The 19,745-nt window shown below is 73.0% G+C and carries 24 protein-coding genes; 13 read left to right on the top strand and 11 right to left on the bottom strand.

The window, feature by feature from the left end:
* Nucleotides 1-88 precede the first annotated feature (88 nt).
* On the top strand, nt 89-502 hold the full coding sequence (locus WBK50_RS20490; protein ID WP_341337142.1) for a phage holin family protein: 414 nt from the start codon (nt 89-91) through the stop codon (nt 500-502).
* Nucleotides 499-828 (top strand): DUF3618 domain-containing protein, encoded by a 330-nt coding sequence (locus WBK50_RS20495; protein WP_341337143.1) that lies wholly within the window; start codon nt 499-501, stop codon nt 826-828. The genes WBK50_RS20490 and WBK50_RS20495 overlap by 4 nt, the downstream gene beginning before the upstream one ends.
* Here WBK50_RS20495 and WBK50_RS20500 read toward each other — a convergent pair whose 3' ends face one another.
* From WBK50_RS20500 to WBK50_RS20510, 3 genes are all read right to left on the bottom strand, one after another.
* Nucleotides 829-1,650 (bottom strand): NADPH:quinone reductase, encoded by an 822-nt coding sequence (locus WBK50_RS20500; protein ID WP_445942379.1) that lies wholly within the window; start codon nt 1,648-1,650, stop codon nt 829-831.
* Nucleotides 1,651-1,900: 250 nt separating this feature from the next.
* Entirely contained in the window at nt 1,901-2,176 is a 276-nt protein-coding gene (locus WBK50_RS20505) for a hypothetical protein (RefSeq protein ID WP_341337145.1), read from the bottom strand.
* Nucleotides 2,177-2,210: 34 nt separating this feature from the next.
* Nucleotides 2,211-3,305, bottom strand: coding sequence for an NAD(P)/FAD-dependent oxidoreductase (locus tag WBK50_RS20510; protein WP_341337146.1), 1,095 nt, complete (start codon nt 3,303-3,305; stop codon nt 2,211-2,213).
* 51 nt (nt 3,306-3,356) lie between these two features.
* On the opposite strand from WBK50_RS20510, the gene WBK50_RS20515 reads away from it, so the two are divergent.
* Both WBK50_RS20515 and WBK50_RS20520 read left to right on the top strand, forming a co-directional pair.
* Nucleotides 3,357-4,730 (top strand): NAD-dependent succinate-semialdehyde dehydrogenase, encoded by a 1,374-nt coding sequence (locus WBK50_RS20515; protein WP_341337147.1) that lies wholly within the window; start codon nt 3,357-3,359, stop codon nt 4,728-4,730.
* Nucleotides 4,731-4,773: 43 nt separating this feature from the next.
* A complete protein-coding gene (locus tag WBK50_RS20520; protein ID WP_341337148.1) occupies nt 4,774-5,490 on the top strand; it encodes a M24 family metallopeptidase in 717 nt (238 codons plus the stop codon).
* Nucleotides 5,491-5,553: 63 nt separating this feature from the next.
* Here the strand turns inward: WBK50_RS20520 and WBK50_RS20525 are convergent, their stop codons facing one another.
* Both WBK50_RS20525 and modA read right to left on the bottom strand, forming a co-directional pair.
* Nucleotides 5,554-6,378: an SDR family oxidoreductase gene (locus WBK50_RS20525; RefSeq protein WP_341337149.1), complete on the bottom strand. Its 825-nt coding sequence runs from the start codon at nt 6,376-6,378 to the stop codon at nt 5,554-5,556.
* Nucleotides 6,379-6,456: 78 nt separating this feature from the next.
* Nucleotides 6,457-7,242, bottom strand: a complete 786-nt coding sequence (gene modA / locus WBK50_RS20530) for a molybdate ABC transporter substrate-binding protein (protein WP_341337150.1) — start codon at nt 7,240-7,242, stop codon at nt 6,457-6,459.
* A 273-nt stretch (nt 7,243-7,515) separates the two neighbouring features.
* On the opposite strand from modA, the gene WBK50_RS20535 reads away from it, so the two are divergent.
* Genes WBK50_RS20535 through WBK50_RS20550 form a run of 4 tightly spaced genes read left to right on the top strand, consistent with a single transcriptional unit; the run spans nt 7,516 to nt 8,747 of the window.
* Nucleotides 7,516-7,881, top strand: a complete 366-nt coding sequence (locus tag WBK50_RS20535; RefSeq protein WP_341337151.1) for a molybdopterin-dependent oxidoreductase — start codon at nt 7,516-7,518, stop codon at nt 7,879-7,881.
* A gap of 11 nt (nt 7,882-7,892) precedes the next feature.
* Entirely contained in the window at nt 7,893-8,312 is a 420-nt protein-coding gene (locus WBK50_RS20540) for a molybdopterin dinucleotide binding domain-containing protein (RefSeq protein WP_341337152.1), read from the top strand.
* Nucleotides 8,309-8,602, top strand: a complete 294-nt coding sequence (locus WBK50_RS20545) for a hypothetical protein (protein ID WP_341337153.1) — start codon at nt 8,309-8,311, stop codon at nt 8,600-8,602. Before WBK50_RS20540 ends, WBK50_RS20545 begins: the two co-directional genes overlap by 4 nt.
* Before the next feature lie 16 nt (nt 8,603-8,618).
* On the top strand, nt 8,619-8,747 hold the full coding sequence (locus tag WBK50_RS20550) for a hypothetical protein (RefSeq protein WP_341337154.1): 129 nt from the start codon (nt 8,619-8,621) through the stop codon (nt 8,745-8,747).
* A gap of 40 nt (nt 8,748-8,787) precedes the next feature.
* Here WBK50_RS20550 and WBK50_RS20555 read toward each other — a convergent pair whose 3' ends face one another.
* The 3 genes from WBK50_RS20555 to WBK50_RS20565 all read right to left on the bottom strand — a co-directional run bounded on the left by WBK50_RS20555 (nt 8,788) and on the right by WBK50_RS20565 (nt 10,123).
* On the bottom strand, nt 8,788-9,270 hold the full coding sequence (locus WBK50_RS20555; RefSeq protein WP_341337155.1) for a hypothetical protein: 483 nt from the start codon (nt 9,268-9,270) through the stop codon (nt 8,788-8,790).
* 163 nt (nt 9,271-9,433) lie between these two features.
* A complete protein-coding gene (locus WBK50_RS20560) occupies nt 9,434-9,904 on the bottom strand; it encodes a hypothetical protein (protein WP_341337156.1) in 471 nt (156 codons plus the stop codon).
* 15 nt (nt 9,905-9,919) lie between these two features.
* A complete protein-coding gene (locus WBK50_RS20565) occupies nt 9,920-10,123 on the bottom strand; it encodes a hypothetical protein (protein ID WP_341337157.1) in 204 nt (67 codons plus the stop codon).
* A gap of 203 nt (nt 10,124-10,326) precedes the next feature.
* Here WBK50_RS20565 and WBK50_RS20570 point away from each other — a divergent pair, with 203 nt between their 5' ends.
* Both WBK50_RS20570 and WBK50_RS20575 read left to right on the top strand, forming a co-directional pair.
* The gene (locus WBK50_RS20570; RefSeq protein WP_341337158.1) at nt 10,327-11,043 is read left to right on the top strand and encodes a dienelactone hydrolase family protein; all 717 of its coding nucleotides are present in this window, start codon (nt 10,327-10,329) and stop codon (nt 11,041-11,043) included.
* A gap of 135 nt (nt 11,044-11,178) precedes the next feature.
* The gene (locus WBK50_RS20575) at nt 11,179-12,075 is read left to right on the top strand and encodes an alpha/beta fold hydrolase (RefSeq protein WP_341339466.1); all 897 of its coding nucleotides are present in this window, start codon (nt 11,179-11,181) and stop codon (nt 12,073-12,075) included.
* A gap of 83 nt (nt 12,076-12,158) precedes the next feature.
* Here WBK50_RS20575 and WBK50_RS20580 read toward each other — a convergent pair whose 3' ends face one another.
* Nucleotides 12,159-13,289, bottom strand: coding sequence for a Glu/Leu/Phe/Val dehydrogenase dimerization domain-containing protein (locus tag WBK50_RS20580; RefSeq protein WP_341339467.1), 1,131 nt, complete (start codon nt 13,287-13,289; stop codon nt 12,159-12,161).
* 381 nt (nt 13,290-13,670) lie between these two features.
* Between WBK50_RS20580 and WBK50_RS20585 the strand changes: the two genes are divergently transcribed.
* Complete coding sequence (locus tag WBK50_RS20585) at nt 13,671-14,609, top strand: LysR family transcriptional regulator (RefSeq protein WP_341337159.1); 939 nt, start codon at nt 13,671-13,673, stop codon at nt 14,607-14,609.
* Nucleotides 14,610-14,684: 75 nt separating this feature from the next.
* Here the strand turns inward: WBK50_RS20585 and WBK50_RS20590 are convergent, their stop codons facing one another.
* Together WBK50_RS20590 and WBK50_RS20595 are read right to left on the bottom strand one after the other, a co-directional pair.
* Nucleotides 14,685-16,490 (bottom strand): potassium channel family protein, encoded by a 1,806-nt coding sequence (locus WBK50_RS20590; RefSeq protein ID WP_341337160.1) that lies wholly within the window; start codon nt 16,488-16,490, stop codon nt 14,685-14,687.
* 7 nt (nt 16,491-16,497) lie between these two features.
* The gene (locus WBK50_RS20595; protein ID WP_297496063.1) at nt 16,498-16,884 is read right to left on the bottom strand and encodes a DUF6394 family protein; all 387 of its coding nucleotides are present in this window, start codon (nt 16,882-16,884) and stop codon (nt 16,498-16,500) included.
* 210 nt (nt 16,885-17,094) lie between these two features.
* Here WBK50_RS20595 and WBK50_RS20600 point away from each other — a divergent pair, with 210 nt between their 5' ends.
* Both WBK50_RS20600 and WBK50_RS20605 read left to right on the top strand, forming a co-directional pair.
* On the top strand, nt 17,095-17,820 hold the full coding sequence (locus WBK50_RS20600) for a hypothetical protein (protein WP_341337161.1): 726 nt from the start codon (nt 17,095-17,097) through the stop codon (nt 17,818-17,820).
* 67 nt (nt 17,821-17,887) lie between these two features.
* Nucleotides 17,888-19,741, top strand: a complete 1,854-nt coding sequence (locus tag WBK50_RS20605; RefSeq protein WP_341337162.1) for a helix-turn-helix domain-containing protein — start codon at nt 17,888-17,890, stop codon at nt 19,739-19,741.
* Nucleotides 19,742-19,745 lie beyond the last annotated feature (4 nt).

Consider the following 19,745-nt stretch of genomic DNA (forward strand, 5'->3'; position numbering starts at 1 on the left):
CCGGGGCGGCGTACGCCGGCTGCAGATCCGCAGGACAGACCCTGGGACCGAGGGCGATTAGCCGTGCGTGGTGCGGGTATTGACCGGCATGACCGATCCCGCACAGACTTCGTCACCGCCCGACGTCTCCACCGCGGAGCTCGTCCGCAGGCTCTCGGAGCAGACCCGCACGCTCGTCAGCGACGAGATGGCGCTCGCCAAGGCGGAGATGACCGCCAAGGGCAAGGCGATCGGGATCGGCGCCGGGCTGGCCGGCGCCGGGACGCTCTTCGCGCTCGGCGGTGGGCTCGCCTTCATCGCCGCCGCGATCGCCGCGCTCGCGCTCGTCCTGCCCGTGTGGGCCGCCGCGTTGATCGTCGGCGCGGTGCTACTGGTCGTCGGCGGCATCCTGGCCCTGGTCGCGAAGAGCCAGATCAGCCACGCGACCCCGCCGAAGCCGGAGCAGGCGATCAACAGCACCCGCGAGGACGTCCGCGTCCTGAAGGAGGAGGTGCGCCGATGACCGAGCCCGCGAACGAACCGGCGTCGACCGAGGAACTGCGGACCCGGATCGCCGTCGAGCGCGAGCAGCTGGGCGAGACCGTGGCCGAGCTGGCCGAACGCGTCGACGTCCCGGCCCGGGCGAAGGCCGAGACCCGCCGCGTCGTGGAGGAGGCGCGGGCAAAGGGCACCGAGGTGCTCGAACAGGCCCGGGTCCAGGGCCGGACCGCGGTGCAGAAGGTCAAGGCGATCGGCGCCGAGCCGGACCGCCGGCCCCTGCTCGCGGTCATGGCCGCGATCGGTGCCGTCCTGGGTCTCCTCGTGCTGCGCGGCCGCCGCCGCCGCTGATCACGGGACGTCGACGAGAACCTTCCCGTTGACGCCCGCCTCGACGGCCTCGTGCGCGGCCGCGACATCCTCGAGCGGGAAGCGGTGCACCGGGAGCGCGGTGAGCGCACCCTCGGACACCGCCACCGTCAGGTCGACCGCGGCCCGCCGCAGCTCCTCCCGCGGCACGCCGTAGAGCAGCACGAACGCGAGCGTCAGGTTCTTGCTCATGCAGGAGCGCACCGGGATCGTGGGGTCCTCGGGACCGGCGGCGTAGGTCACGATCGTCGCCCCGGGCCCGGCGACCTCGAGATCCAGGGCCAGGTTGTGGGTGAGCGCGACCTCGACGATCCGGTCGATCCCCGCCGGCGCCATCGTCTTGATCTGGTCGGCGGCGTCCGGCTCCCGGTAGTTGACGACCTGGTCGGCCCCGGACTTGCGCGCCCGTCCGGCCTTCTCCGGGCCGCTGACCGTCGCGATGACCGTCGCCCCGGCCCAGCTCGCGAGCTCGACCGCGAAGTGCCCCACCGCCCCGGCGCCGCCCGCCACCAGCACGGTGCTCTCCGCGATCGAGCCGCCGGCGAACAGGCAGTGGTACGCCGTCAGGCCCGGCACGCCCAGGCAGGCACCGAGCTCGTCGGACGCGGACTCGGGCAGCGGGACGGCCTGCGACTCCGGGACGACGGTCCACTCGGCCGCGGTCCCCCACTCCGTGACCTCGGGGCGCCCGGGTCCGCCGGGTGAGGCGAGCCAGACCCAGACCCGCTGGCCGACGCGGTTCTCGTCCACGCCGTCGCCGACGGCGTCGATCTCGCCGACGCCGTCCTGGTGCGGGATGCGGATGCCGCGGAAGGGACGGGGGTGGCGCCGGAGCGGGTCTTCACGTCCGTCGGGTTGACAGCGGAGACCCGGATCCGGACGCGTACCTCCCCCGCTTCGGGCTCCGGCCGCTCGACCTCGGTGAGCTGCAGGACGTCCCGGGCAGGCCCGGTTCGGGTGTAGGTGACAGCCTTCATGCTCACCGCCTACCCGGCGCCGGACCGGCCCACGCCCAGGGCGTGGCGGGCCGGCTGGAGATCCATCAGATACGCCCTCAGGGACGCGGCGCGGCCCTGCGCCGCCGCGTGATCGCCCAGGCGAGGATCCCGAGGCAGCCGAGCGCGATCACGCCGAACACGATCGCCGGTACTATCGCGCCCAGCCAGACGAAGATCCCGGTGACGAACGCGCACAGGATGGTCGCGATGGTGGCGATGCCGGCGTGCAGGCGCAACGCGCTCTGCCCGTCCGGGGCGCTCTCGACGGAACCTGGTCCCCCGATGCCGGGAACGGACCGTTCGCTGACCCGTGCCTCACGCCTGCTGCTCATGGGGTACGGGTACCCCGTGGGCGCGCGGCGTGAACTACGCCGCGCCGAGTTCTGCCTCCGGCCGCAGCGCTTGCGGCAGCTCCCCGCCGTCCGCCGCGGCCGCCAGCTTCCGGCCCAGGCCCGGGGCCTGCTTGTACAGGTTGTGCCCGGCCGGGAACAGCACCCCCTCCCGCTCCCAGACCGCGATCCCGTCCGAGCCCCACGGGAGTTCGGTGACCCGGCAGTGCCGGACCTCGAAGGGTTCGGGAGCCAGCCCCGGCAATGCCTTCCGGACGTAGTCGACGGTCCGGTCCGCGAGGTCCGCGAGCGCCGGCGGGTCCAGCAGGCTGCCGTCCTCCCGCGCCACGCAGGACTCGCTCAGGCCCACCCCGTACGCGGTGTTGCCGGGGATCGCCGAGGCGTAGGCGCCCGTCTCCCCGAAGTCCCCGCTGGAGTCCTGGAGGGTGGCGAGGTTCGGCGCCGGGCCGTCGCGCACGGCGAAGGTCAGCCGCACGTGGGCGCCGTGCCGGATCGGGAGCGACAGGCCGAGGTCGCGGGCGAGCCCTGCGGTGCCCCGGCCGGCGCACACGACGACGCGCTCGTAGCGGTCCGTGCGCCCGCCGCTGCGCACCTCGACGTCGCCGGCATCGGTCGGGCGCACCGTCAGGACCTCGTCGGCGACGAGCCGCTCACCCAACGCCTCCGACAGCACGCGGACCGCCACGGCCGTACGGATCGAGCCGCCCCGCTCGTCGAGCATCGCGGGTCCGTCGAAGCCGGCGAGCGGGGGCAACAGCTCGGCGAGCTCGGCGGCGCCGACGCGGCGCGCGGGAACCCCGGCGCGCCGCAGCCGCGGCAGGTGCGCCTCCACGGCCGGGCCGATCGCCAGCGCGCCGTCCCCGGACACCAGTTCGACGCCGAGCCGCTGACCCCACTCCGTGTAGATCGCCCGGCTGTCCTGCGCGTCCGCCACGAGCCGCGGATCGACGTGCGCGTGCCGGAAGATCCGACCCTGGCCGCCGGACTGCCCGTTGCCCGGCACCCCCTGCTCGTACACACGGACCGGCACGCCCCGCTCCACGAGCGCGTACGCCGTGCAGAGGCCGACGATCCCGGCGCCGACCACCGCCACCCTCGGCTGCGGATCCATCCCCCGATCCTCACACGGTTGCGCGCGGGCGGCCCGGGGTAGCCGACAGGCGTGGCAATTGCGACGACGAACCCCGCCACCGGGGAGACGATCAGGACCTTCGACGCGCTGACGGACGCGCAGCTGGAGCAGAAGCTGCAGACCGCGGCGGAGGTGTTCCGGACGTACCGGACCACGACGTTCGCCCAGCGCTCGGGCTGGTTGCGGCGCGCGGCGGAGATCCTGGACGACGAGGCCGAGGAACTCGGCGGGCTCGCGACGCTGGAGATGGGTAAGACCCTCGCCTCCGCGATCGCGGAGATCCACAAATGCGCGAAGGGCTGCCGCTGGTACGCCGACCACGCCGAGGGGATCCTCGCGGACCAGCCGCGCGACGTCGAGGGTGCCCGGGTGTTCACCCGGTACGAGCCGCTCGGACCGGTGCTGGCGATCATGCCGTGGAACTTCCCGTACTGGCAGGTGTTCCGGTTCGCGGCTCCCGCACTGATGGCCGGCAACGTCGGGCTGCTCAAGCACGCGTCGAACGTCCCGCAGTGCGCCCTGGCCATCGAGGACGTCCTGCGGCGGGCCGGGTTCCCCGAGGGCGCCTTCCAGACGCTGCTCGTCCCCTCCGCCGCGGTCGAGGGGATCCTCGACGACGTGCGGGTGCGGGCCGTGACGCTGACCGGCAGCGAGGGGGCGGGCCGCGAGGTCGCGTCCGCCGCCGGACGGAACATCAAGCCGAGCGTGCTGGAGCTCGGCGGGAGCGACCCGTTCGTCGTCATGCCGTCCGTCGACCTCGACGTCGCCGTCGACAACGCCGTCGCCTCGCGCACCCTGAACAACGGCCAGTCCTGCATCAACGCGAAGCGGTTCATCGTGCACGAGCAGGTCGCGGACGAGTTCGTCCGGCGGATGGTCGCGAAGCTGGAGGCCTTGAAGCTGGGGGACCCGCGGGACGAGTCGACGGACATGGGCCCGCTGTCGAGCCCGGACGCCGTCAAGACGCTCGACAAGCAGGTCCAGGACACGGTCGCGGCCGGGGCCCGGCTGCTGACCGGCGGGAAGCCGTCGGGTGGGCCCGGCAACTTCTACCCGCCGACGCTGCTCACGGACATCCCGGAGGGCTCGCCCGGGCACCGCGAGGAGTTCTTCGGCCCGGTCGCGCTGGTCTGGCGGGCCCGCGACGTCGAGGACGCGATCCGGATCGCCAACGACTCGGACTTCGGGCTCGGCGGGAGCGCCTGGACCCGCGACCCGGCCGAACAGGAGCGGTTCGTCACCGAGATCGAGACCGGGATGATCTACGTCAACCGGGTCACCGAGTCGACGCCCGAGGTTCCGTTCGGCGGAGTGAAGAACTCCGGCTACGGTCGGGAGCTGGCGGACTTCGGCCCGCGGTCGTTCTGCAATGCCAAGACGGTGTGGATCGACGGCGCGGACTAGGGCTCGGCGCAATGGTGGGCCGGGCCGGAGGGGCGGGATCACCATGGGCGCAGTCGACAAGAAGGTCACGGTCGACGAGGAAGTGCGGGCGCGCAGCCTCGTGGAGGCCGAGCGCAAGGCCGTCGGCCTGTTCGAGGAGGTCGCGCGGCGCGGCCTGATCGCGCCGGGCGAGTCGGAGAAGGAGCTCAGCGACCGGGTCCGTGACCTCGGCGCGGAGCTCTTCGGTACGGACAAGCACTGGCACAAGCGGGTCGTCCGCTCCGGGCCGAACACCCTGAAGCCGTACAAGGAGAACCCGCCGGACCGCACGATCGAGGCGGACGACATCGTCTTCCTGGACTTCGGGCCGATCTTCGCCGAGTGGGAGGCGGACTTCGGCCGCACCTTCGTGCTCGGGGACGACCCGGTGAAGCTGCGCCTGCGCGACGATCTGCCCAGGATCTTCGACGCCGGCCGCGCCCACTTCGAGGCGCACCCGGACATCAGCGGGGCGCAGCTGTACGCGCACGTCGTGGGCCTGGCCGAGCAGGCGGGCTGGGAGTTCGGCGGCGCGCACAGCGGCCACCTGGTCGGCGAGTTCCCGCACGAGTGGATCGACGGCGAACGGATCGAGAGCTACATCGCGCCCGGCAGCGACCACCCGATGCGGCGCACGGACCCGTCCGGCCGGACGTGCCACTGGATCCTCGAGGTCCACCTGGTGGACCGGGAGCGGCAGATCGGCGGCTTCTACGAGCAGCTGCTGACCCTCTCGCGCTGACGCGCTCGTGCGCGGAAGACGTCGCCCTGGCAACGGCTTCCGCGCACGGGCGCCTTCGGCGCATCACCCCTGGGCGAGCTTGGCGACGTCCTCCCACTGCCGCCAGGTGGCGAGGCGGGACTCGTAGTCCTCGGTCGCGATCGCGAGCGGGGCTTCGCCGAAGAAGACGCGCAGCGGCGGCTCCGCCGCATCGACGATCCGCAGGACGGCGGCCGCGCTGGCCGCGGGATCCCCCGGCGCCGAGACCCGCTGCTCACGCTGCTTCTGGGCCTGGGCGCGGAACTCGTCGTAGGCCGGGAGCGGCTCGGAGTGCCGGGCCGACGAGCCGCCCCAGTCCGTGGAGAACCCGCCCGGCTCGATCAGCGTGACCTTGATGCCGAACCCGGCAACCTCCTGGGCGAGGGACTGGCTGATCCCCTCGAGCGCCCACTTCGACGCGTGGTACATCCCGACCAGCGGGAACGCGCTGATCCCGCCGATCGAGGACACCTGCAGGATGTGCCCGGAACCCTGCTCGCGCAGGAACGGCAGCGCCGCCTGGGTGACCCACAGGGCCCCGAACAGGTTGGTCTCCATCTGGTCCCGGGCCTCGGCCTCGCTGATCTCCTCGACCAGCCCGAAGTGCCCGTACCCGGCGTTGTTGACGACGACGTCCAGCCGTCCGAAGTGGTCGTGCGCCTGCTTGACGGCCGCGAAGTCCGCCTCGCGGTCGGTGACGTCCAGCTTCAGGGGCAGGAGGCGCTCCCCGAAGCGCTCCACGAGGTCGTCGAGGGTCGCGGTGTCCCGCGCGGTCGCGGCGACCGAGTCGCCCCGCTCCAGCGCGGCGATCGCCCACTCGCGGCCGAAGCCGCGGGAGGCACCGGTGATGAACCAGGTCTTCGCACTCATGCCTCCGGCTTACCCCCCGCCGACGACCGCGCACCGGCTTCGTCAGAAGGGGAACCCGGTACGCGGTCGCGGGAATACTCAGGCGGGCACGCCGAAGCCGGCCGCCTCCAGCGCCTTCCTGCCGACGTCGCCGGTCACCGCGTCCACCCATCTCTGCGCGAGCTCGCGCTGCGCCGCGTCCTTCGTGACGGCGATCGGGTAGCTCGTCGCGGCGCTCGCCGCCTCCGGGAAGCTGACGCCCTGCACGGTCCCCCTGGCCGCGGTCACGTCCGTGACGTAGACCAGCCCGGCATCGGCGTTGCCCGAGGACACCTTGCTCAGCACCGACTTGACGTCCGGCTCCTCGCTGACCGGGGTGATCGCGACCCCGGTGGACCCCACGAGCTTCTGCTCGGCCGCGCCGCACGGCACCTGGGGTGCGCAGACGACGACCTTGAGGTCCGGCTTCGCCAGGTCGGCGAAGCCCGCGACGGCCTTCGGGTTGCCCGGGGCGGTGGCGATCTGCAGGACGTTCGTCGCGAAGACGGCCGGCGGCGCGGCGGTGAGGCCCGCGTCCGTCACGGTCTTCATGGTCGCGTCGCTGGCGGCGGCGAACACGTCCGCCGGGGCGCCGTTGACGATCTGCTGGGCGAGGTCCGAGGAGCCTGCGTAGTTCAGCTTCACGTCGACGCCGGGGTTGTCCCTCTCGAACTGCTTCTCGATCGCGGTGAAGGTCTCGGTCAGCGACGCCGCCGCGAAGACGGTCAGGGTCTTGGCCGGCGGGGCGGCGGACGGCGCGCCCGCCCCGGTGTTCGAACCCCCGCCGCACGCGCTCACCGTCAGCACGGCCAGACCGGCCACGGCTGCGGCCACGAGACGTCTCATCGGTAGTCCTCCACGCTTCGTCGGTCCCGGGGAGCCGGTTGCGCCCCCGCACCTGCACATATCAGGGACACATTCGACCGCATCCGCAGATGATAAGGGCAACTATGTGACGCAACCGCGTGTTCCCTCCCTGTGTGCGACGACGGCCGGCACTCCGAGGGGCGTGCGTCCTCGGTAGTGCCGGTCGTGCGGACTGCGCCGGGTCAGGCGATGCGGCGGCGGCGCAGGAACTTGTGTCGTAGTCCGGCTCCCCCCAACGCCTACGCCGACGTCGTGCTCCCCGCCTCGATGTGGGCCGAAACCGAAGGGGTGATGATCAACTCGGAGCGGAACCTGACGCTCCTGCAGCCCGCCGTCCCGGCGCCCGGCGACGCGCTGCCGGACTGGCAGATCATCGCCCGCGTCGCCTGCGAGATGGGCTACGCGGACGCGTTCCCCTACACCTCCGCCGAGGAGGTGTTCGAGGAGATCAAGCAGGCCTGGAACCCCGGGACCGGCTACGACCTGCGCGGCGTCACCTACGAGCGGCTGCGCGACGCCCCCGTGCAGTGGCCCGCTGCGCCGGGCTCCGCGGACCGCAACCCCGCCCGCTACCTGAACTCAACACCGGCCGGCTGCAGCACCAGTGGCACACGCTGACCAAGACCGGCATGGTGGCGAAGCTGAACACGCTCGACCCGGGGCCGTTCGTCGAGATCCATCCCGTGGACGCCGAGGCGCACGGGATCGGCGAGGGGGACTCGGTCGCGATCGCCTCCCGACGCGGCCGCGCGGTGCTGCCCGCCGTCCTGAGCGAGCGGGTGCGGCCGGGGAACTGCTTCGCGCCGTTCCACTGGAACGACCTGTTCGGCGAACACCTGGCGGTCAACGCGGTCACGAACGACGCGGTGGATCCGCTGTCGTTCCAGCCCGAACTGAAGGCGTGCGCGGTGTCGCTGACCCGGGTCGCCGCGGCGCCGCGGTGTCTGCTCGACGTTCCTGGCCGACGCGGTGGACGCCCGGCCGACCGCGGTATCCGTGAGGGCCGCGCCGACGTTCCGGCCCCCCCACGGACCCGTCGGCCCCGATGATCATGGTGGGTCCGGGCACCGGCGTCGCGCCGTTCCTCGGTTTCCTCGACGACCGCCGCGCCCGCGGTCACCGGGGCCGCAACTGGCTGTTCTTCGGCGAGCAGCGCCGGGAGACGGACTTCTACTACCGCGAGGAGCTCGACGGCCTGCAGCGCGACCGCACGCTGAGCCGCCTCGACGTCGCGTTCTCCCGCGACCAGCGGCACAAGGTCTACGTGCAGGACCGCATGCGCAAGCACGGCGCCCGGCTGTGGGCGTGGCTGGAGGACGGCGCGCACTTCTACGTCTAGCGGGGACGCGACCCGGATGGCGAAGGACGTCGACAGGGCGTTGCGGGACATCGTCGCCACGCACGGCGGGATGGACGAGGAGCGCGCCGCCGCGTACGTCAAGAAGCTCGCCGCGGAGAGGCGCTACTCCCGCGACGTGTACTGACCGGGGCGGGCCCCGGCTCGACCGACGGCAACCGCTGGGCTCAGCGCACCGCCTCGGCGATCTTGTCCAGGGTCCCCGCCAGCTGCTCCTCGGACACCACGGGCAACATCGCCGCGAACTGCTCGTCCTTGACGCTCATCCACTCGTAGGTCTGCGTGACCGTCGTGCCCTCCTCGCCCTCGGACAGGTCGTAGGTGTACGTGTGCCCGCCGACCGTCATGTCCCCGAGCTTCGCCGCCAGCTCACAGCTCGGGTCGATCTGCGGCGCCCAGCCGATCCGGGCGTCCGGCACGTAGGCCGTGACCGAGTTGACCATCCGGTAGTCCCCGAGGGCGTCCTGGTGCATGTTCATGACGAAGACCTGCCCGATCGCCGCGATCGGCTGCGCCTCGCCCTCGACGCCGCGGAGCATGCCCGCACCGTCGATCTCCTGGTGCCGGTCGGGGTTCGCCAGGATCGCGAAGATGTCCGCCGCCGGCGCGTCGATCACCTTGCTGACCTGCAACTTCCTGCTGGTGTCCACGGTGCTCCTTTGCGTCGTGATCAGGAGGGTTCGAGTGTGAACGGTGACACACCAAACCGGGGCGCGCAGGCCGGGAGATCCCCACGTCGACGCCTCGCACCGACGAGGGGGCGGAGGCATTGCGAACGCATCCGTACCTGTGTCGGCAGATCGCCGGGAAGCCTCAGCGTCGCGAGCCCCACCATGCCAGCACCCCGACCAGCGCGTCCTCGGCGAGCGCGCCCGGAAGGTCCGCCCCGAACCGCTTCGCGGCGATCCCGCGTGCCTTCGTCCCCGCGAACGCCGCGGCCACGGACGCCGCCGCCGCGAGCGCGGCCGCACCGGCAACGACCAGCGGGTCCGTGCTGCCGTTCCGGCGGGTGGCGATCGCTCCCGCGGTCGCGCCGAACACGACACGGGGTGCGAGCCCCGGCGCGGCGGTCCGCGGCGGGACGCCGGGGAGCTTGTCCACGACGGCCTCGGCGAGCGCCGAGAACGCGGCCGACACCTTCGCCGTGGTCCCGCCGAGGTACCGCGCCGGCCACGGGTCGCCCGGCCGCGAGGTCAGGGTGACGGCTGTGATGCCCGCCGTGCTGCGGCCGCCGGAAGCGGCACCCAGAGCGGCAGCGCGGGCAAGGACGTCGAGGGGTGCCATGCCGTCATCCTTCCCTCAGGGCAGGACGGGAAACGCGCGCCAGGTCGAGCCCTCCGCCACGAACCGCGTCTTGCCCGGCGGTGTCGTCTCCGTGCCCGCCTGCCAGAAGTCCATCCGCGCCGGCGCCAGCCGGATCGTCGTCCAGCTGTCCGGCATCGCCGCATCGCGGTCCGAGGCCGCGGCGGCCTCGAACTCCCGCTCGACGGCGCCGGGCTCCACCGCGTAGTCCGGCGCGGTGAGCGTGGGTTCGGCGACGTGTCCGCCGGCGCTCCGTCACGCCGACCCGAGACGGGGACCTGGCGTCGACCCGAAGGGCCTGCTCGATCCGGGCGAGCTCGTCGCCGCTCCCCCGGTGGTCACGCGGCTCGACATCGGCGCGCGGCAGCCATCCGGGTCGGATCGGCAGAGCTAGGCTCGCGATCATGCCCGACATCGATCTCGCCGGCCCCGACGCCGCGCGCCGGCTGACCGGCTACCTCGTCCGCCCCGACGGCGAGGGCCCGTGGCCCGGCGTCGTGCTGGTCCACGAGGCGTTCGGCCTCGACCCCGTGCAGCGCGGGCTCGCGGAGACGATGGCCGGGCTCGGCTACCTCACCCTGGCCGTCGACCTGTTCAGCAACGGCGGCGCCCGCCGCTGCCTGGTCTCGACCTTCCGGTCCCTGTTCTCCGGCAAGGGCCCTGCCGTCGACGACATCGCCACCGGCCGCGAGTACCTGCGGTCCTCACCGGAGTGCACGGGCAAGGTCGGCATCATCGGCTTCTGCATGGGTGGCGGCTTCGCGCTGCTCACCGCCCCCGACTTCGACGCCTCGGCACCCAACTACGGTTTCCTGCCCCGCGACGAGTCCGTGCTCGAGAACGCCTGCCCGATCGTCGCGAGCTACGGCGGCAAGGACCTCTCCCTGCGCGGCGCCGCGGCGAAGCTCGGGGCGACGCTGACGAAGGCGGGCGTGCCGCACGACGTCAAGGAGTACCCGAGCGCCGGGCACTCCTTCCTCAACGGCGGCGAGAGTGGCCCGAAGATCATGCGGCCGCTGCTCCGGGTGGCCGGGATGGGCCCGGAGCCGGTCGCCGCCGCGGACGCGTGGGCCCGGATCGACGCGTTCTTCACCGAGCACCTGGGCGCTCCGGCGCGCTGACCGTCGGCTCAGCGGGCTGAGCTGCACGGCTCCTTTCCGCGCCGCTCGACGATCGAGTCCCCCCGCCGCGTTCCGTGTGACCTGGACCACCCGCAGAGTGGGTCCGGGCGGCGGGACGAGCGGAGAGGCATCGTGATGCAGGAGTTCGAGCGGGGCACGGTTCGGGCGAACAACCTCGATTTCGCGTACCTGACGGCGGGCGAGGGACCACTCGCCCTGTGCATGCACGGCTTCCCGGACTCGCCCCACACCTACCGGTACCTGCTCCCGGCACTCGCCGAAGCGGGATACCGGGCGGTCGCGCCGTTCAGCCGTGGCTTCGCGCCGACCGAGCTGCCCGCCGACCGTCACCACGTGCACAGCAGCATGCTCGTCGACGACCAGAACGCGCTGCACGAGGCGCTCGGCGGCGGCTCGGACGCCGTGCTGATCGCCCACGACTGGGGTGCGGTCGCGGCGTGGGGGGCAGCGGCGAAGGCGCCGGACCGGTGGTCGCGCTGCGTCATCGTCAACATCCCGCCGTTCGCGATCTTCGGCGAGAACATCGTCAAGTACGAGCAGATCAAGCGCTCGTTCTACTTCTGGTACTTCCAGATGCAGCGCGTGGCCGAGGACGTGATCTCGGCCGACGACTTCGCCTTCATCGACAACATCTGGGCGGACTGGTCCCCCGGCTACGACGCCTCCGAGGACCTCCCGCTGATGAAGGACTGCATCCGCGACCCGGCCCACTTCCAGGCCGCGCTCGGCTACTACTGGGGCCAGTTCGACCCCACCCGGTTCGGCTCACCCGAGTGGGCCGCCGAACAGGCGGCCGCGTGGGGCGACGACATCACCCAGCCCACGCTCTACCTGCACGGCACCGACGACGGCTGCCACGGCATGACCCAGGAGCAGGTGGACCGGGTCCCGAGCCACTGCGGGCCGGGGTCGCGCTCGGAGTTGATCGAGGGCGTCGGGCACTTCATGCACGTGCAGCGGCCGAGCGAGATCACGAAACGGATCGTGGGGTTCCTCGACGCGAAGGGCTGAGCCGGGACCGCCGCGGTGCTCGTCCCGCCGGTGGTGGGCGGCATCGTCGCGCTCGCGCTCGGCGTCCACGTGCTGCCGGCCGGTCAGGGGATGACGAGCGGCGGGACCTCGCGGTCCGCCGTCATGAGCTCCCACCCCGTGTGCCGCGGTGGGACGCCGTCGCCGATCCAGCGGCCGAGCAGCAGCCCGACCTTCGCGGCCATCTCCGTGCGCAGCTTGCGGAACGAGTCCGCCGGGTCCGGGCCGACCTGCCCGAGCAGCAGCCACCAGGCCCAGGCCGCCGCCCCCGCGTTGGCCACGAAGTCCGGGATCACCGGGATGTCCCGGGCCGTCAGCATGGCCTCGGCCTCGGGCGTCGTGGCGGCGTTGGCCGCCTCGACGACGACCTTGGCGGCCACGTCGTAGGTGTTGTCCGGGGTGATCGCGTAGGAGATCGCGGCCGGGACCAGGACGTCCGCCTCGATCCCGATCACGGCGCCACGCGGCAGCCGCTGCACGTGCGCGGGCACCTGCGCGCGGTCGACCTCGCCGTAGGAGTCCCGCAGGTCCAGCAGCGCCGGGACGTCCAGGCCGGCCGGGTCGTAGAGGGTGCCGACGGCGTCCGCGACGGCGACGACCTTCATCCCCGCCTCGTGCAGGTACCAGGCGGCGCCGCCGCCCATCGTGCCGATGCCCTGGATCGCGACGGTGGTCTCCTCGATCGCCCAGTTCCAGGCCGCGGCCGCACCGAGGCAGGCCTGCGCCACGCCGTAGCCGCCGATGACGTCACCGAGCAGCCCGCCGCCGACCTCGGCGTCCAGCCCCGCGCGCACCCGCTCCAGGGTGGCCCGCGGGTCCGCCGCCTTGCTGATGGCCGCGTGGTAGGACTGGCCGAGCCCGAGGTTCGCGAAGACCTCGTCGATCAGGTGCTGCGGGACGCCGAGGTCCTCCGCGGTCACCCAGTGCCCGTCGATCCAGGGGCGCATGGCCTCGCAGAACCGCTGCAGGACGCCGAGGGCGCGGGGGTCCTTCGGGTCGAAGTCGATGCCACCCTTGGCCCCGCCGATCGGCAGGTCGAAGGTGGCGGTCTTGGCGGCCATGCCGAAGGCGAGGTCCTCGACCTCGGTCATCGTGCAGCCGGCGCGCATCCGGGTGCCCCCGGTCGCCATGCCCGAGACGAGCGAGTGCACGACGAGGTGGCCGGTGGCGCCGGTGACCGGGTCGGTCCACGTCATCCGCAGGTAGGGCTGGCGGGAGCGCGGGCTCTCGATCGGCCCCGGGCTCGGGAGAGGCGCAGCCACGACCGGGGCACTCGCGAGCGGACGCAGCTCGTCGCCTGCGGGTCCCATCGGCTCCTGCATCGTGGTCACGTCGACCTGCCTCCCAGACTGTGTTCTCGACGATGTGCGCCCCGGACCCGCGCACGGCGGTGCCGCCGTGCCCACCTGCGTGGGTCGGCTGCTGATCTCCGTGGGGGTGTGGCGCACCCGGCTCGGTGGCCTCCGTGCCGGTGTCCTCAGCGTGCGCCCGGCCCCGCCGCGCGTCCAGTTACCGATCGTGCACGGCACCGTTCACGCTTCCTGCACGGTGGGCCGACCCTCCCTAGGGTGGTCGGCATGGAGCTCTCGTTGCAGCGGTTGCGCATGCTCCGGGAACTGCACCGGCGCGGGACCATCACCGCCGCCGCCGCGTCCCTGCACTACACCGCCTCGGCCGTCTCCCAGCAGCTCGCGCAGCTCGAACGCGACGTCGGCACCAAGCTGTTCGAACGCCTCGGGCGCCGGGTCCAGCTGACGGACCTCGGCGTGCTGCTCGCGGACCACGCCGAGGAGATCCTCGGCTCCGTCGAACGCGCGACCCTGGCGCTGGAGGAGGCGCAGGAGCCGGTCTCCGTCCGGCTCACGGCCGGGGTGTGGGCCTCCGTCGCGTCCGGGCTGCTCCCGGCCGCCCTGACCCTCCTCGCCACGGACCATCCCGGGATCCAGGTCCGGACCCGGGAGCTCGCGCCGGAGGAGACGGCCGGCGCGGTCCGGGACGGCACGCTCGACTTCTCCTTCATCATCGACTACTCGGACTACCCGATGTCCTGGGATCCCTCGCTGACCAGGGACGTCATCGCCGTCGAACGGCTCCATGCGGCCGTGCCCGCGGGTGCGGTGCCCACGCCGACGGTCACCCTGCCCGAGCTCGCCGAGCACCCCTGGATCCTCTCCGGCCCGCGCTCGCACTTCGGCCGCGCGGTCCGGCTCGCCTGCCAGCGCAACGGGTTCGAACCGACGATCAACCACGAGGTGGAGGAGCAGTCGACCGCGCTGGCGATGGTCGCCGCCGGGCTCGGCGTCACCCTCGTCTCGGACCTCGGCCTGACCCTGCGCCCGCCCGGGATCGACGTCGTCCCGCTGACCGAACCGGTGCTGCGCACGGTCTCGATCGCGTACCGGACGAAGGCCGCCCGCCGGCCCTCCCTGCAGCTCGTCATCGAGGCGGTGCGGACCGCGGCGGCGGAGAAGGGACTCGGGACGCGGTCCCCGGTGACGGCGCCGGAGGTGTGGTGACGGCGGGGTGTTCGAGGTCGAGACCCCGCGGGCCCGCGCGGCTCCGGCCCGCCGGCGCAACCTTCGTGCGGCAGCTCAGTCCCGGCCGGCTCGCGTGAACCGGCGCCACAGCCAGCCCGTCGGCACGTGGCGGCCGGTGCGGACGTACTCGGCGGCGCCGTCGACCAGCATCGTCGAGCTGAAGGCCCGGCGGGCCGGGGCCGTGCCGTACAGCAGCAGTTCGTCGCCCGGGGCGAGGACGAAATCGTCGTCCGGGGCCATCACGGCGTCGTCGCCGCGCAGCACCATCAGGACCACGATCGGGAGCCGCTGCTCGCGGTCGTCCGGGTCCCGCAGGACGTCACCGATCGTCGCCTCGCCCGAGGCGAGCCAGCCCGTCAGCGCCGGGGCCTCCCCGTGGTTGAGCCGGACCTTCCACAGCTCCTGCATGTGCCGGCCGCAGTGGGAGGTGAGCCGGTCGACGAGCGCGGCGGCCCACGCGTCGCCCTGCTGCGGGACGTGCTGCAGGAACCGCCACAGCAACGGCGTGCTGAGCTGGGCGAACACCTCGTGCGCGACGACCTCCGCGGGCACGAGCAGCGCGTCCACGTCCATCACGGCGAACAGCGGCGCGCTCGACGGGAGGTTCTGCCGGGCGGCCACGAACAGCGACGGATTGACCCGGCGCGCGGCGGCGACCAGCGAGAGGTTGCTGGTGTCGTTGTCCGTGCCGGCGACGAACCCGACGGCGTCGGCCACCCCGGCCTTCTCCATCACGTCCGGTTCGAACCCCTGGCCCGCGACGGTCGGTGTCCCGTGCTCCTTCTCCGCGGGCTCGACGACCGTGACGTCCAGGCCCTCCGCGCGCAGGTCCTCGGTGACCTCGCGGCCGAACCGGCCGTACCCGCACATCACCCACTTCCCGTGCCGCGGCGGCCGGCCCCGCTCGGGCAGGTCGGCTCCGGGGCCGCTCTCCAGCCAGGTCATCAGCTGGAAGGACGCGGGGGCGCGCATCGCGATGCGGAGGTGGTCGCCGAAGCGGTCGAACGGGTTGACGACCGTCGGGGTGCCGAACGCGTGCATCCGGTCCTCGATCGCGGGGGAGATGGTGCGGGCGATCACCGGCAGGTCCGGCCGCAGCAGCGCCGCGGTCATGGTCACCGCGAGGTTGGCCTCGTCGTCGTTGGTCAGGGCGAGGACGGCCTCGCAGCGGGGGTTGTCCAGCCCGGCGACCCCGAGATGGCCCGGATCGCGGGCGTCCGCGACGAGCCCCGGGACGTCCGAGCTGTACGAGCCGAGCTCCAGCGAGTCGATCCGCGCGGGGTCGATGTCCAGCACCACGACCCGGCGGCCGAGGGTGTCGAACGAGCCGGCGAGCAGCTCGCCCGTCCGCCCGTAGCCCGCGACCAGCAGGAACGGCTCCCGCAGCCGGGCGACCTTCCGGGTGAAGTGCTGCAACGCCAGTGCCTGCCGGAAGGCCCGGTCCTGCAGCAGCGCGAGCAGCGAGCCGATCGCGTAGGCCCAGCCGATGACCGTCAGGTAGATCGTGGCCGTCACCCACAGCCGCTGGCCGGCGGTGAAGGCGTGCGGCAGCTCGCCGAACCCGATCGTCGACGCCGTGTAGCTCATGAAGTAGAAGGCGTCGAAGAAGGTCATCCGGTACGGCGCACCCGTCGCGTCCTGGCCCGGGATCAGCTTCAGGCCGAGCACGCTGATCGCGAAGATCACGATCAGCACGATCAGGGGGACCCGCATCCGGCGCAGGACCAGGAAGATCGTCGCCTCGGCCTGCACGGCGGACGCGAACGGCACCCGCCAGCGCAGCCGGGACGTCGCCGGACCGCGCGCGGCGTCCGCCCGGCCGAGCAGGCGCCGCCAGAAGTCGAGCAGCCGTTTGCCCACAGAGTCCCTACCGGCGGTGGAACGAGACGGTCTCGACGACGAGCAGCACCACCGACACCATGTTGGCGACGAGCGCGCCGCCGGACAGCGACACGACGGCCGCGGTCGAGCCCGCGGTCACGCCCTCGGCCGAGATGTGCGCCGCGTAGGTCCACGCGATCGCGGCCGCGACGAGCTGCAGGTCCGCGACCAGGCTCGTCGCGAGGTGGACGGCGCCGAGCTGGGTGCGGTCGCCGAACTTCAGCACCGTCGCGATCAGGCTGACGACGACGGCGGCGAACAGCTCGTAGATGTTGTGCAGCTCGGGCCGCGAGAGGTCGCCGATGAAGAAGCCGAAGTTGAGGGTGGCGGCGAGCAGCACGAAGAAACCGAAGACCACCTTCTCGAGGTTCAATCCGGGCTCCCGGGGTCCGCGCCACGCCCCCGGCGGGCGCCGGGTACGGGCGACAGGATCGCACGGCCGTTCCCCAAGGGGTGATCGAGACCGTGAGGGGGGTGTCTTCCGGCCACGTCCATCGTTAGGCCACTCGTACGTATCGCCGCGTTCATCCGGATCACGGCGATCAGCACGCCACGCGCACGTTGAGGACCCGAGGACGCCGCCGTGACCACACCCCGCCACGCGATCGCCACCCGAACCGCGGCCGCCGGCCAGGAGGAACAGCCGCCGCTGGTGCTGCGCGCCCGGCCGTTCCTGCGCGCCCTCCTCGTCGTCGCCCTCCTCCTCGCCGTCGCGCACTTCGCGGCGGTCGTCGCGGTATGGGGCCTGCCGAGCGCGAACCTGCACGTGCCGGACGCCGTCAAGCTGAACGCCGAGAGCACCGTCGCGACCTGGTTCAGCTCCGCGCTGCACCTGGTCAACGGGCTGATCCTGGCCGTCCTCGCCGCGGGTGCCACCCGGCGCGAGCGCTGGCGGTGGATCGTGCTCGCGGCGATGGTGCTGGCGGTGTCCATGGACGAGGTGTCCGGCTTCCACGAGGACGTCAGCTGGCTCATGCACACCCACCTGAACACCACCGGCGTCCTCACCTACGCGTGGGTGATCCCGGCCGGTGCGATCTGCGCGGTGGTCGCGCTGGCCTGCACGCGGATGGTGCTGCGCAGGCCCGGCGGCGTCGTGGTGATCCTGGGCGCCGCGGTGTTCCTGTTCGGGGCCGTGGTGATGGAGGTCGTCGAGGGCTGGTGGATCGGCGGCTCCGGCGGCACGACCGAGGACGCCGGCTTCCTGGTCCTCAACGGGATCGAGGAGACGATGGAGATGCTCGGCGCCCTCATCACGATGTCCGGACTGTTCCGGATGGCCTCGGGCGTGCAGCTCCGTTTCCGCTGACGCGGGGCGGCACCGGCGCCTGAATCTGAGACATCCGGCCGCGCTCCGGCGCCCTACCGTGGGATCCGTGCCGCTCGACGTCGAGATGCAGGCCGCACGGCAGTCGTTCCTGGCGACCGGATCGTGCATGGTCGCCCACGACGTCGTGCGACGCGAGGTGCGCGCGTCCTGGGAGCGGTCGCGGGACCTCGGTGTGGAGCCGGAGCACCTCGCACCGCGGTTCCTCGGCCACCACCAGGACGGGTCGCCCGTCGCCGCGGCCGCCGGCGACGTGTTCGACGACTTCCTCACCGGGGACAAGGAGGTCGGCTGCTCGTTCGCGCTGCTCGACCGGTCCGGCGTCGTCCGCACCCGCCGGGACTCCGACCCGACACTCGGCCGGCTGCTCGACGGCGTCCTGTTCGTCCCCGGGCACGGCTGGTCCGAGCAGGCGGTCGGGACCACGGCCGCGGCCGTCGCGCTGCACGAGCAGGAGGACGCCACGGTCGGCGGCGCCGAGCACTTCCACGGGCAGCTGACCTGGCTGGCCGAGGCGGCCGCGCGGGTGATCGACCCGCGGGACGGCAGCGTCGCGGGGGTCGTCGTCGCGGTCGCCCACGTCGCGGACCGGTCGTCGCTGCTGCGGCCCGTCGCCACGATGCTCGCCCGGCAGGTGGCGGAGCGGATCGCGGGCGAGCCGCACCGGCGGGCCGCGACCCTGCTGGACCGCTTCCGCACCTGCGCCGCAGACCATCCGTGGGTCCTCGCGACCGATGGCGACGTGGTCCTGACCAGCACCGGAGCCCGCCGGCTCGACGGCGCGGACCTGCGCGGGCTGGGCGACGCGGCGGTGTCCGGGCTGGTCCTGCAGGAGTTCGCCACGACCCACGCAGATCTCCCGTCCGGGGCCTGCGCCCGGATCACGCTCGAGCCCGTCCACCAAGCCGGCGAGCTGATCGGCTGCGTGCTCACCGGCGGTCCCGCGCAGCGCTCCACCGTCGCGTCCGAGGCGGCCCGGCGGCAGGGGTCGCACGTCGCGCCCGTCGGGCACCGGGACTACGCCGCGGACCTGCGCGCGTCCCGCGACGGCGCCGAGCACGCGGAGGCCCGGATCCGGGCGAACCGGGAGCTGCTCACGCCGTTCCTGCTGGCCCGCCGCGAGGTCGCGGCGAGCATCAGCCAGGGCCGCAACCACCTGCTGATGGGCGAGCCGGGGGTCGGCAAGCGGAGCGTCGTGCTGGAACAGTTCCGCCGGGCGCAGCCGCAGGGGCGCGTCGTCACCGTCGACTGCGGGGCGTTCTCGCCCGCGTCCCGCGATCCCGTCGCGCCGCTGCTCGACGGCCGGGGCGCGCGGCCGCACCTGCTGCTCCTCACCGGGCTCGACGGGCTCTCCCCCGTCGCCGCGCGCAGGCTCGACGAGTCGCTGCGCCAGCTCGTCGCCCGGCCCTCGCCACCCCTGGTCGTCGGCTTCGTCGACACACCCGCGATGGACGCGACCCGGCCGTACGGGCTGCTGCTGCGGCACTTCCACGAGACGATCCGGGTCCCGGCACTGCGCTACCGGGTCGACGAGATCGGCGACATCGCCTGGGCCGTGCTGCGGCGGATCTCGGCGCGGCGGTCGTTGCGGCTGTCGTTGCAGGTCGTCCGGGTGCTCGAGGGATACGCGTGGCCGGGGAACATCAGCGAGCTGGAGGACGTGCTGCGCTATGTCGTCGCGCGCAAGCCGCTCGGCGAGATCCGGCCCCCGGACCTGCCGGCGCTGTGCTTCCAGGGCCGTTCGCGGCGGCTGTCGATGCTGGAGTCCGCCCAGTGCGACGCGATCATCCAGGCGCTCTACGAGTCCCGCGGCAACCGCTACAAGGCGGCCGCGATGCTCGGGATCGCCCGCTCGTCGCTCTACCGCAAGATCGACGCGTTCGGCATCAGCTACATCGCCTGAGGTA

This window comes from Pseudonocardia sp. T1-2H (assembly GCF_038039215.1).
Taxonomy (GTDB): Bacteria; Actinomycetota; Actinomycetes; order Mycobacteriales; family Pseudonocardiaceae; genus Pseudonocardia.